Origin of the sequence: Stieleria marina, assembly GCA_007741555.1 — a bacterium.
Taxonomy (GTDB): domain Bacteria; phylum Planctomycetota; class Planctomycetia; order Pirellulales; family Pirellulaceae; genus K23-9.
Genome location: CP036526.1, coordinates 6676942 through 6689146, shown reverse-complemented (window position 1 = coordinate 6689146; position 12205 = coordinate 6676942). Strand labels below are relative to the sequence as shown.

The 12205-nt window shown below is 55.0% G+C and carries 8 protein-coding genes; 2 read left to right on the top strand and 6 right to left on the bottom strand.

Annotation, left to right across the window (positions count from 1 at the left end; all coding sequences use genetic code 11):
* Positions 1 to 119: 119 nt before the first annotated feature.
* The 6 genes from K239x_RS23750 to K239x_RS23725 form a co-directional block, all read right to left on the bottom strand.
* Positions 120 to 992 carry a hypothetical protein gene (locus tag K239x_RS23750; RefSeq protein WP_145420821.1) on the bottom strand — a complete coding sequence of 291 codons (873 nt, stop codon included), beginning with the start codon at positions 990 to 992 and terminating at the stop codon, positions 120 to 122.
* Positions 993 to 1399: 407 nt separating this feature from the next.
* Positions 1400 to 1720, bottom strand: a complete 321-nt coding sequence (locus K239x_RS23745) for a hypothetical protein (protein ID WP_145420820.1) — start codon at positions 1718 to 1720, stop codon at positions 1400 to 1402.
* A gap of 21 nt (positions 1721 to 1741) precedes the next feature.
* Complete coding sequence (locus K239x_RS23740) at positions 1742 to 1969, bottom strand: hypothetical protein (RefSeq protein WP_145420819.1); 228 nt, start codon at positions 1967 to 1969, stop codon at positions 1742 to 1744.
* A 115-nt stretch (positions 1970 to 2084) separates the two neighbouring features.
* Entirely contained in the window at positions 2085 to 2645 is a 561-nt protein-coding gene (locus K239x_RS23735; protein ID WP_145420818.1) for a rhomboid family intramembrane serine protease, read from the bottom strand.
* Between the two features lie 116 nt (positions 2646 to 2761).
* Positions 2762 to 4357 carry an aldehyde dehydrogenase (NADP(+)) gene (locus K239x_RS23730; RefSeq protein WP_145420817.1) on the bottom strand — a complete coding sequence of 532 codons (1596 nt, stop codon included), beginning with the start codon at positions 4355 to 4357 and terminating at the stop codon, positions 2762 to 2764.
* Positions 4358 to 4436: 79 nt separating this feature from the next.
* Positions 4437 to 5291 (bottom strand): fumarylacetoacetate hydrolase family protein, encoded by an 855-nt coding sequence (locus K239x_RS23725; RefSeq protein ID WP_145420816.1) that lies wholly within the window; start codon positions 5289 to 5291, stop codon positions 4437 to 4439.
* A 51-nt stretch (positions 5292 to 5342) separates the two neighbouring features.
* Between K239x_RS23725 and K239x_RS23720 the strand changes: the two genes are divergently transcribed.
* Positions 5343 to 9212 (top strand): FG-GAP-like repeat-containing protein, encoded by a 3870-nt coding sequence (locus K239x_RS23720; protein WP_145420815.1) that lies wholly within the window; start codon positions 5343 to 5345, stop codon positions 9210 to 9212.
* A 112-nt stretch (positions 9213 to 9324) separates the two neighbouring features.
* Positions 9325 to 12126 (top strand): multiheme c-type cytochrome, encoded by a 2802-nt coding sequence (locus K239x_RS23715; RefSeq protein WP_145420814.1) that lies wholly within the window; start codon positions 9325 to 9327, stop codon positions 12124 to 12126.
* The last annotated feature ends 79 nt before the right edge of the window (positions 12127 to 12205 follow it).

The following is a 12205-nucleotide window of genomic DNA, read 5'->3' as shown; positions in this document are numbered from 1 at the left end:
AGATGCACAACAGGCCCTGAAGCGTGATGCTCCAGGGCCTGTTTCGTAAACGAGTGGCGAGCCCGATTTGGCTGGCTCGACTTTTATGGGCGTAATCTGTGTGGGCCCGATTGCTGAGACTAGTTGCGTACTGATTCGGTTTCAAAGTGGGCAATCAGCTTCTTGCACTGTCCATCGGTAACTAGCAGCAATTGCTGGACGCGAGGACGCAGTTCCTGGCTTAAGTAGATGACCATTTCTTGCGCCACCGCATCTTTCTTCAATTCTGGCACTTCCTGAACCAAAGCCTTGTCCAGTGACAGTTCTCCGGTCTTCGCAGCTTCGGCCAAGTAGGCTTGAGCGACTTCGATGTGCTTTCCCATTTCGACGGTTTCGTAGCGATACTGCTTGCGGGCAAGTTGTTGCTTGTCGGCAGCCGCTTCAATCGCCGCACGTCTTACGTCGTAGGATTTGATTCCTTTATCGGACAGTGTCGATTTGGGGCGCTTGACTCGTGGCGGCCCCGCGTCGTCAGTCAGTTCAGCGTGTTTTGCGTGGGATCGAGCGATGCAAATGTGACACAGTGTTAAGAGTTTTTCGGTCTGCTCGTCGGTCCATGTGCCGCCGCCTGATCGGACATCCTGGGCGGCTTCCTGGCAGAGGTCGGCGGCGGTGAACGTGTATCCCTCGTCGGTCGACAGCGCTGCCGAGCTCGCTAAGCGAAGCCATGCTTCGCACTTTTCAAGTGCGTCGGCCAGTTGATCTGGTTTGGCCTTGCCGATCAACTTTTGAACATTTTCCAGGCAATCCATCGGCTCGTAGCACAAAGGCCAATAGCTTTCCTTGGCCACGATCATCCAGCCTGCAGCACTGTCGGGCCGTTCGGCACGGTAGGCTTTGCGCACTTTTGTTTCGGAGCCGGATTCAAGTTCGGCGGCGGAAACGGATTGTGCGGTGGCAGTAAAACATGCGGCCAGGACGACGATCGTCAAACGAAGGAGTGTCATCTTCATCTTCAGCGCTCACCAAAAAGTAGTTGCCGCTGTCGACCGTTGCGACGATGCACGTTTCATAAAGCGGTGAAGGATAAAACACCAACTCAGATCTCAAAGCTTCGACAATTCTCCAAAAAATATCCGAGATAAATCGGGCGGTTTCGATGTCATCGGGCAGCTCACGAAACGGCAGCTCAATTCGCGTGAGAAGTGCTTGGCTGCAGAATTCGTTTCAAAGCAATTCGGAGTGCTTCGGCCACCTAGTCGTGCTTCCGAAAACTACTGGCCGCCCTAGCATTAGCCGGCTGCTGATTCCGTCGTTTTGCGGCTAACTGCCAAATCAACAAGCCGTTGACGATTCCGGGGGGGCACCGTTGAAACCGGGGCCAACGCCCAAACGGAAAATCAAGTCCATCGCAATTCAGCTAGTCAGCGCAGCCGAGAAAAAACGGTGCTGAGAGAATTTCTGCGTCCACTTGGTTTGCCACGCTGCGCTGGTTGCCGAGTCGGCAGGGAGGGATGCGATCGACGAATTGCTTTCGGTTGGATTCGCTCACTTGTTTCGCCGACTTTTGGATCATCGAAACTCGTTCCAGAGAGTCCATCGCGGCCAAGTCCGCCCGTTCGATGCGAGAGCTGGACGGGTCGTAAAGCAGGGAATTGATCTCAGTAATCCGATCGAAAACTGCAATGCCGAGTGCCCGGACCAAGGGGCGAATCAAGCGTGGGCCGCGGTAGTTGACCACTACCGTTGTGGAATCCGGTGTTCACAAGAAACGTTGCCCGTGGGCGACACTCTGATCATTGGTGACGACGCTCAGCACTTCGCTGCCGGGCAACGTCTTGATCATCCGATCAATGAATTGCTGCTCGACGGCATGCTGCTGATGGGCGTTGCTATACCAAGCGATTAGCAGGCACGAAGCCAAGCTAAATAGCATCAAAGTTCGCAAGCTAAAGCGAAGGGAGCGAGCCTTGAGATAGGAGTGCAACATGGGAGTTCTCAAATGCTGGAGCGTTGGGGCGAAAGCAATACGTGGCCACTGCATGGTCAGTTCAGAATCTGCCACCGGCTATCAATCTACCACGCTCTGCTCTGGCCGGCGGCGTCTATTTCCAGGCCAATCGTTGGTTCATCTGCGACCAGGCGTAGGCGACGACTGCTCCCGACACCGCACCGAAGAAATGTGCTTCCCACGAAACTTCGCCGCCGATTTGCGGAATCATGCCGCTGATCAGTGTGCTTCCAAAGAAAAAGCCAACCACGAGGGCGACGATGATCGATACGACCTTCTTTTCCAAAAAACCATTCAGTATCAAAAATCCGATCAGCCCAAATACTAGCCCGCTGGCGCCGACATGATTGGTGTCCGACCGTGCCATCAGCCAGACCAGGGCGCCGTTGAGCAGAACAATTCCGGTGACGACTTGCCAAGGTTTTCGCTGCGAACCGACCAGCAACACCAGAAGGATCGCAAGTGGAATGGAGTTGCTGAACAGATGGTAAAAGCTGCCGTGCAGAAAAGGCATCAATGCGATGCCGGGGATCCCCGTCAGACGGCGCGGGTGGATGCCCCATTGCGACAGGTCGTAGGGGATCGGCCAGTCGACCAAGAAGACCAGCCAAATCGATAGGACAAATGCCGCGACAAAGTAAAACGGGCTTCGCATGAAATTGACCCTCATCGAATCCATTGATGTGAACAACTAAGGAAGGTCCAAAAGCCGCCCGATCAGGGCGCAAAGTGCTCCATCAGTACGAATCGTGGCTGTAACGTCCCGTCGGTTTAGCCGACCTTGTTTTGCGTCCAATCGCCGTCGATCAGTCGCCAAGTCGTGCCAGTGGGATTTTTGTCCTGCAGTAATTGCGGCAAACGGTTGGGCCGAATGTTGTCAAAACTGGTCAGCTTGCCGAAACGAACAAGCGAACCAGGAACACCCACAGCAGTGAAGCCCGGATGCCCGGTCGCCGGGTAAGGGCCACCGTGGTTCATCGCTGCGCTGACGGCGACACCAGTCGGCATTTTGTCGTTTAGAATTCGTCCCACTTTGGGTTCCAGCTCAAACGCGATCTTGTCGCAGGCCTCATCATCACTGCCGTCGGTAGCAGAGTAGATGCAGCCGGTCAGATTGCCTTCGAGTTGCTCAATGGCTTGGCAGAGTTCATCGATACTCTCGGCGACTACAAACAACGACGCGTTGCCAAAGGCCTCGGTCTGGAAGCCTTCGGGGTTTTCAAGAAACGTCTTGCCAGAAACTTTCAGCAAAGTATTGGCATACGCACAACGGCCGGATTCGATATCTCCGCCACCGGTCAACAATTCCGCACCGTACTCGCAAAGTTTTTGGACGCTGGACGAAAGCGACTTTGCAACGGCCGGTGACAACAGAGTACCTGCGGCGGCTGATGCGAACTTCTCTTTGACGGCATCGACAAACGAATCGGTGCTCGCGTCATTGAGCAACATCACTACACCGGGGTTGGTGCAAAATTGTCCCGTGCCCATCAGGGCGCTGGTGACGAATTGACCCAGGATGTCCTCACTTCGTTCAGCGAGTGCGCCGGGCGTGATCACGACGGGGTTGACACTGGAGAGTTCCAGATAGATTGGCTTGCCGGCTTTGTCTGCGGCCGCCTTCAACGTCAGTCCTGCGCTGCGGCTGCCTGTGTAGCCCGTTGCTCCCATACGGGGATCGCTGACTAGCCGTTCGCCATCGGCATGGCTGGTTCGGTAAATCAGTTGAACGGTTGCGGCAGGCAAACCTGTTTCTTCGAGGGCTTTGGCGGCTTCGATGGCAAACAAGCGAGTCGTTTCGGGATGCGAACTGTTGGCTTTTCCGATCACGGGATTGCCGGCAGCGATCGCAGCAGCAAAATCGCCACCCGAAACGCTCCCGAAAGCGAACGGGAAATTATTGGGACCAAACACACAGACAGGGCCCAATTGCGACAAGCAAGAACGAATTCCGGTAGCTGTATCGATCGTCGCTCCAGCCCAGTCACCGCTACGACAAGCCGCCGCAGCCGCGCGAAGCTGATTGCTGGTGCGTGGCAGTTCGACGTCGGCCAATCGAGGGCTACGAGCAAGTCCGGTTTCGGCGAACGCGGCGTCTGACAGTGCGTCTTTTGCGGCATCGATGCGATCGGCGTAGCATTCCATGAAGTCAGCGATCTTGGACGCTGGCAATCGGCGTAGCTGCCGAGCGGCATCGGTTGCGGCGTCCAAGGCGGCATCGCAGTCGGCCCAAGTGCTGACCGGAAACTCAGCCGAGAGTTTTTCGTTGGAGTTCGGATCGGTCGCTTGAAAAGTGTCGCGATGATCAGCGTCACGCCATTGGCCAGCGATGAGGACAGGGCGAACGGTGGATGTAGCAGTGGACATATTGGAAACAGGGAGATGGGGCTGAGAGCGTGAAATCTAAAGTGTGAAATCAAAAGTGCAACGGATCGGCGTCGCGGCGTTAGCCTTGCACGATGGTGTTGGACAAAGTGCCAATGCCGTCGATCGTGATGTTGACGATGTCACCGGGAAGCAGTGTGAATTCAGTGGTCGGAACAATGCCAGTTCCCGTCATCAAAAACGCGCCGCTGGGGAAAGTATTGTCACGGGCCAGCCATTGAACCAAGTCGTCGAATGTACGTGCCATCTGACCGGCCGAGGTCTGCTGATCGAAAACGATTTCGCCGGAGCGATCAATTTTTAAATCGATGCCGATCTGGTCACTGGGGGGGAGAGTGTCAAACAAGGTGATCCAGGGGCCTAGGCCAGCACACTGGTTGTAACACTTTGCTTGCGGCAGATAGAGCGGGTTTTCGCCTTCGATGTCTCGCGAACTCATGTCGTTGCCAACCGTCAAGCCGACGATCTTCATCGCGGGACTCAGCACCAGCGTTACTTCTGGTTCGGGGACATTCCAAGTCGCATCGGCACGAATCCGCAGCGGTTGGTTGTGTCCACTGACACGGTGGGGAGTGGCTTTGAAAAACAACTCCGGCCGATCCGCGTTGTAGACTTGATCGTAGCAAGACGCGGCCGCTTCGGACTCTTCCATCCGGGCCGTCTGGCTTCGTTTGTAAGTCACCCCGGCTGCCCAGACTTCCTGGGTATCAATGGGAGGTAGCCAGCGGATCGAATCGTCGATGGGCACGGGAGTGTCCGTTTCGAGCGAATCTATCGCGGCTATTGGATTCTCGGCAGCCAGCAAGCCTGCCAACGATCCAAACGGAGTGGTCAGTTTAAGCGGTGCAAGTTGGTTGTCTTGCACTTTCGCGACGCGAGCGATGCCCGTGGCATCAGTGAATTTTGTTACGTTCATGGCTGTAGGATATCCAATCAATCGCGACTCCGGGAGCTACAGAGAAAATCAGTGACTGAACAGGGAAAATTGGCCAAGTCCGCTGGCTCGACGCAAAAATGGTGGTTGTTGGCCTTCGTCGTGCTGGGAGCCATTGCCGCGATCGCATTTTGGCGGCCTAGAAACGGCGGCGAAGGCCCCGGCGCTGTCCCTGTCGCTGCTGAAGCGGATGAACTGGAGCAGCATTTAGGTCAGTTGCGATCAGCGCTGGCCGCAACCGAAAACTTGGAAACCGACGCAGCCAACCAGCTTTGGGATTCACTGGGCAGCCAATTTCCCGACGACCAATCCATCGCTCTGAATCGTGCTTTGAATCGAGTCTTGGATGTGGATTCACTTTCGGGGGTCGTGATCAGTCCCCTTAGCTCGGACGACGAAAAACAGCGGGCTCGCGTCAACCTTTCGCCGTCCATCACGTCAGCTCGGCAGGCCATCGAACAGTACACCAAGCTTGCCAATGACGAAATCACGGGACTGTGGCTAAGCAGTCGGATCGATCTGCATTCCGCTGCACTGGTTCCCGCGCTGGGCAAATCGATGCGGCGAGATGTTTTTGCCAGTTTGGTCAAGATGATCGATTCAGAGGCGTCCGACGACAGCGCGTCCGTGATTCTGGGCGGTCCGCTGACGCGGGTGATTGATGAGATGGAAGACCCCGTGGACGGTCTGCCCAGAGCCATGCTGGGCCAGGCGAATTCAGCCGTTGGAAAACTCTCTGACAAACATCCCGCCAACCTTTTTTTGGCAATTCGTGCTGCCCGTTTGGCGATCGACGCTCAGGATCACAAGGCCACACAGTACGTGCAGCGAACTTTTGAATTGGCCAAAGCGATTGAACCTTCGCTGCAGGAAACCACCAAGGCGATCGGCATCACGCCTGAACAGTTGGTTGGCGAAATCACATCGGCGATCAACGACGACAACTGGGACGCTGCTGGCAATCGCATGTTGCAGTGGTTCAATGTTCTTAACCCGACCGAAATTTTGAAAACCGATCGGCGTCGCGCTTCGCCTCACCCGCTGGACCGCCTGAGTTTTCAGACGCTTCGGCGCATGTCGGCGGACGTGATCAAACAGTCGCCTGTCAAACAAGGTGATTCGGAGATCCAGTTCGCGGTCACCTCCGTCGAGCCAGCCAAGGACATTGTGGAAGCATTGCCGATCGATTTTGACTTGGACCAGAAAGACGACATTGCCACGATCAGTGACAGCGGCAAACTGCAGCTTTGGCAAAACGACGGCGAAGCATGGGCCGTTGCGGCCGATCTGCAATTAGATGCCTCTGCGGAGCATCTGATGGTGGCGGATTTATTCATGGTCGACAGCAGCAGTCCGCAACGGATCAAAACCTCGGGCGACACGGGAAAAACAGCCGATCGTGATTATTCCTCGGAAGCTGCTCACGACACGTTCCCCAGCTTGATTGCCTTTGGCAACGATTCGATTCAGTTGATCAGTGTCGACGGTCGTTCGTCGGCATCGCCGGGCGATGTATTGAAACTAGTCGACAAAAAGTCGGGGCTGGAGGAAGTCCGAGGTGTCATCGACATGGTCACTGGCGACTTGGAAGGCGACGGTGATTTGGATGTTGTGATTTCGACGAAGTCCGATGGCATCCGTTTATTTGTCAATCGAGGCAATCGGACGTTCTTTGAAGTCACGCATCACGAAGGCGGATTTGATTCTGCTGACCCGGCTGCCGACATGGCGTTGGTCGATATCGATCGCGACTTGGACCTGGACATCGTCACGGTTCATCCAAAAAGCGGGCGCACTGGAATCCTGGAAAATCAATTGCATTTGCAGTTTCGCGGCCGCATGATTGATGACATTTCGCCGGTCAAAGGAGCATCGTCTGTCGCGATCGCCGATCTAGATGGCAACGTGTCATGGGACATTTTGGTGGGCGGAAACGAATCGCTTTCCGCAGTGTTTTCCCAGACTGCCGAAGCAGGGATCTGGACGGTCGAACAAGTCCAATCAAGTGAACTGAATGCTGCCGCGATCGCGATTGCCGATTTGGACAATGACTCTTGGAGTGAAGCGATTTTGCCGGGCGTTTTGATGCGACTTGGGCCTTGGGGGATCGGCCCGGCGATGTCAGAGGATTTTTTACCCGGCGCGGTGGGGCGAGTTTCTGCTGCTGACATCAATCGCGATGGCCGCGTCGACTTGGTCATCGCGTCAGATGGAAACTTGGTCGTCGCAACGAATCAGACCAAGAACGAAAATCATCACTTGACGGTCCGATTCAAAGGGATCGCCGACAACAATGCCAGCAGCGGTCGCGTCAATCATTTTGGAATCGGTAGCGTGTTGGAATTGCGATTCGGACCGCACTACCGATCGCATGTCGTTACTTCGCCGGCAACCCATTTTGGTCTCGATCGATTCGACGATGCCAGCAGCGTCCGCGTCATCATGCCAAATGGTTTGACGCAGACGATTCGTGATCCGCAAGTCGATGCGTTGGTGCAGGAAAAACAAACACTCAAGGGATCCTGCCCCTATCTGTATGCCTGGGATGGCGAAAAGTACGCCTTCGTGACGGACTGTTTGTGGGCCGCGCCGTTGGGACTGCAAGTCGCGGCCGGTGTGGTCGCCAAAGACCGACCCTGGGAATATCTCAAAGTCGACGGTAGCGCGATCGTGCCAAAGGATGGTCGCTACCAATTGCGATTTACCGAGGAGCTCTGGGAAGTCGCTTACTTTGACCACCTGGCGTTGACCGCGGTGGACCATCCGCGAGACGTTGATGTGTGGACAAACGAAAAGGTCGGACCACCGGATCTCGCCAAGCAAACAATTTTCGCTTTCGGTAGCGAAGACCGTCATGGCTTGCGCAAGGCCGTCGACAGCCAGGGACACGACGTCACGGATTTGTTGTCGCAGCGTGATCAAAAATTTGTTCGTGGTTTTGATCGTCGGCTTCGCCAGGGACTCTGTCCACCGCACTGGGTCGACCTGGATTTTGAAGATGTCCATTTTGAAAAGTTAGAATCGGATGATGACAGCAAGGAATCGGTCTATCTGGTTTTGACCGGATGGATCTTGCCAACGGATACTTCGCTGAACATCCAGATTGATCAAAATCCCAATCTGCCAGCCATCGAATTTCCTTCGGTTTGGGTGCCGGATGCGACGGAGACGGAGGGGTGGCGAAAAGCGATTCCGTTCATGGGATTCCCCGGTGGAAAAACAAAGACCATCGTTGTCGATGTTACCGATGTGATCGTTCGCGACGACCCGCGAATTCGAGTTCGCACGTCCGCGCAGATCTATTGGGATGATGCTGCATTGGTGGTTCAGTCAACCAAGCCCAAGGTGGTCACTCATCAGCTGGATCTGATCAGCGCCGAAGTCGGCTATCACGGTTTTTCGCGGCGGGTCAAACGCAGTGAAAATGAGCCAGATGTCTATGACTATCGCAATGCGTCCAAATCACCGAAGTGGCCGCCGTTGCGGGGAGCCGTGACGCAGTTTGGGCCTTGCAAAGACCTGCTAAGCGGCTGGGACAATTCGATGGTCGTCATTAGTTCGGGCGATGAAATTCGCGTGGATTTTTTGGTTCCGACCACGCCTGTGCCCGAAGGCTGGCAGCGAGATTTTGTGCTGCACTGTGTCGGATGGGACAAGGATGCCGATTTGAACACGCTGGAGGGGCAGACGATCGGGCCACTTCCGTTTCGGCAGATGCAGTCGTACCCACCTCCGCTGGGTGATGCGGCAAAAAGTGCCAAAATCGAGCGGGATAATTTGTCGCACCGCCAGCGACGGCAGTCTTTTCGCAGTTTTTGGTCGCGTACAGCACAGACAACGCAGGAGAGCGAATTGTCGCGTCAATTTCGGACGCCATCGTTTGACGAAATCCAATCGCCGTAGTACCCGTTAAGCCCAGTTTTCCGTGCCAAACGTGGCGAATGGCGTAGTTTGACCAAACCATTCGCCCGTTGCATGCGTCTAATAGCTTTGTCGTCGTTCACGCTGCCTTTTTATGAACTCAGACCGATCGAATTCGTCACCACTTCGCAAACGCCCCGTTACGAAACGGTTGCGTCTGGTTCTGTACGTAGTGCTGACACTCTTTGGCGTTCTGGCCGCCAATGGATTGTATCTCACCAGCATCACGTGGCTGCAGGTCGCCACCGACCAAGTCTTTGAAACGCATTTCTATCAGCTGATGTTTTTGGTGCACCTTGCACTGGGATTGTTGTTGATCGTGCCGACGATTCTGTTCGGTACGGTTCATATGGTCCGCTCACGGCACCGTCGAAATCGCCGGGCTGTTCGCATTGGATACGCCTTGTTCGTCATTGCGATCGCAATCTTGTGCAGCGGTCTGTTGTTGATGCGAATCGGCAAGTTTCACATTGGAAGCGGGGGGGCTCGCAGCGTTGTCTACTGGACGCACCTGCTGGCACCACTGTTGGCGGTTTGGTTGTACTGGCTCCATCGTTTGGTGGGCCCCAAAATTAAGTGGCATGTCGGTAAACGCGTCGCGATGGCGACGGCGGTCGTCGTCGGATTGATGGTGGCCTTTCAAGCATCCAGTCCTCTGGTAAGTGATGGATCGGCACCTGCCGACGGTGACAAGTATTTTCAGCCGTCCTTGGCTAGCACTGCTACGGGGAAATTCATTGCTGCCGATACGTTGATGAATGACGAATACTGCTTGAGCTGCCACAGCGATATTCACAACAGCTGGTTGCACAGCGCGCACAAACTGAGCAGTTTTAACAATCCCGCCTATCGCGCATCCGTTCGCGAGACTCGGCGAGTGGCTACGGAGCGATCGGGCACGCTGCAAGCTTCGCGGTGGTGCGCCGGTTGCCACGATCCGGTGCCGTTCTTTTCCGGTAAATTTGACGACCCGAATTACGATGATGTCGCAGACCCCACGGCTCACGCAGGCATCACTTGCACGGCTTGTCATGCGATTCAGTCGATCGATAGCACGGTCGGCAATGCGGATTACACGATTGATGAACCCAAGCATTATCCGTTTGCTTACAGCGAAAACGGCATTCTGCAGTCGATCAATTCGTTGATGGTCAAAGCGAAGCCGGCGTTTCACAAACACGAAATGCTCAAGCCATTTCACAAAACGGCCGAATTCTGTGGCGTTTGCCACAAAGTGTCGCTTCCTGGTGACGTCACCGATTACAAAGAATTCCTTCGCGGCCAGAACCACTACGACAGCTATTTGCTAAGCGGCGTTTCCGGTCACGGTGCATCCAGTTTTTACTATCCGGATGTTGCACAAGAAAACTGTAACGGCTGTCACATGCCTGAGATGGCGAGCGATGATTTCGGCGCAGTGTTTTCGCGATTGATGAAAAAAGAAGTGGTCCACGATCACCGATTCCCAAGTGCCAACACGGCCCTGAGCCATTGGACAGGCGACAAAGAAGGAATCGAAGCGCACCGTGAGTTGTTGAAGGACTCATTGCGAATTGATCTGTTTGGTGTCCGCGAAGGTGGTTCGATCGATGGCAAGCTTTATGCGCCACTGGGGATCAAAGGACTGCAGCTCCGGCGTGGCGAAACCTATCTGATCGAAACCGTTCTCCGCACGCTCACACTGGGGCACCATTTCACCCAAGGAACCACTGATTCGAATCAGATTTGGATCGAACTGACCGCGACACAGGATGGGGCGATTGTCGGCAAAAGCGGGCAACGTGATCAGCGTGAACGAGTCAGTCCGTGGTCGCATTTCGTCAACACGTTCATGCTGGACCGGAACGGTAACCGCATCAATCGGCGGAACGCACAAGATATTTTCACGCCGTTGTACAGCCACCAAATACCGCCCGGCGCGGGGCAGTCGGTCCACTACCGATTTCAAGTACCGCTGAACAGCGACAAGCCGATCGAAGTGACGGCGCGGCTGCTGTACCGAAAATTTGATACAGAGTATTTGGATTTCGTGCGTGCGGATCGTGATCCTGCGCGTGATCCGTTGGACTTGGGAAAAGTCGGCGATCCCAACGATTTGCCGATCATCGAAATCGCTCAAGACAGCGTCACGTTTGAAATTGGTGACGAGACGTTTTCTGGAAGCCTGCCGCAAGCAAAGCCATTGCAGCCGCCGCCGTCACCAGCAACTTGGCAGCGTTGGAACGATTACGGAATTGGATTGCTCTTGAAAGGCAAAGCCGAATTGAAGCAGGCGGGCGAGGCGTTTGCCGAAGTCGAAAGAATGAAGCGTTACGACGGGCCGTTGAATTTGGCACGCGTGCAGTTTGCCGAAGGCGACTTGGACGGCGCAACCGCATCGCTCGCTCGTGCAGGCGAGATGAATCCGCCGCCACCCAGTTGGACCGCTGGTTGGCTGAGCGGCATGATCAGTCGTCAGCAAGGAAATTTGGAAGCGGCAGCGAAGTCATTTCGAGGAGTGTTGGCAACCAGGGTTCCCGAACGAGGCTTTGATTTTTCGTTGGACTACCGCGTCAAAAACCAACTTGGCATGACACTGATCGACTTGGCGCAGCAGGCTGAGGTGCTGGGCAAGTCTGACGTGTATCACGAGTTGATTGAAGCAGCGCAAGAACAATTCTTGGGAGTTTTGGAGATTGATGCCGAGAACGTCACGGCTCACGCAAATCTGGCAGAATCCTACGCATTGATGGGTGACGATGAGAGCGAGAAGAAGCACCGGGAATTGCACGCTCGCTACAAGCCAGACGACAATGCCGCCGAAATCGCTGTTCCAGCAGCTCGCCGGAAGTACCCGGCGGCCAATCAAGCCGCGGAAGCACTGGTGATCTACGATCTGCATCGCGACGAGAAATAGACGCCTTAGAATGGACGATGCGAAATTGAAGTCGCGAAGTAAAAAGCGACGCACTCGGTTCTGGCGTCGTCAAGAGATG

Bases quoted from the DNA above. Each gene is read 5' to 3' on its own strand.
- K239x_RS23725 (WP_145420816.1), bottom strand. From the start codon at position 5,291: ATGAACGTAACAAAATTCACTGATGCCACGGGCATCGCTCGCGTCGCG.
- K239x_RS23715 (WP_145420814.1), top strand. From the start codon at position 9,325: ATGAACTCAGACCGATCGAATTCGTCACCACTTCGCAAACGCCCCGTT.
- K239x_RS23740 (WP_145420819.1), bottom strand. From the start codon at position 1,969: ATGTTGCACTCCTATCTCAAGGCTCGCTCCCTTCGCTTTAGCTTGCGA.
- K239x_RS23750 (WP_145420821.1), bottom strand. From the start codon at position 992: ATGAAGATGACACTCCTTCGTTTGACGATCGTCGTCCTGGCCGCATGT.
- K239x_RS23735 (WP_145420818.1), bottom strand. From the start codon at position 2,645: ATGCGAAGCCCGTTTTACTTTGTCGCGGCATTTGTCCTATCGATTTGG.
- K239x_RS23730 (WP_145420817.1), bottom strand. From the start codon at position 4,357: ATGTCCACTGCTACATCCACCGTTCGCCCTGTCCTCATCGCTGGCCAA.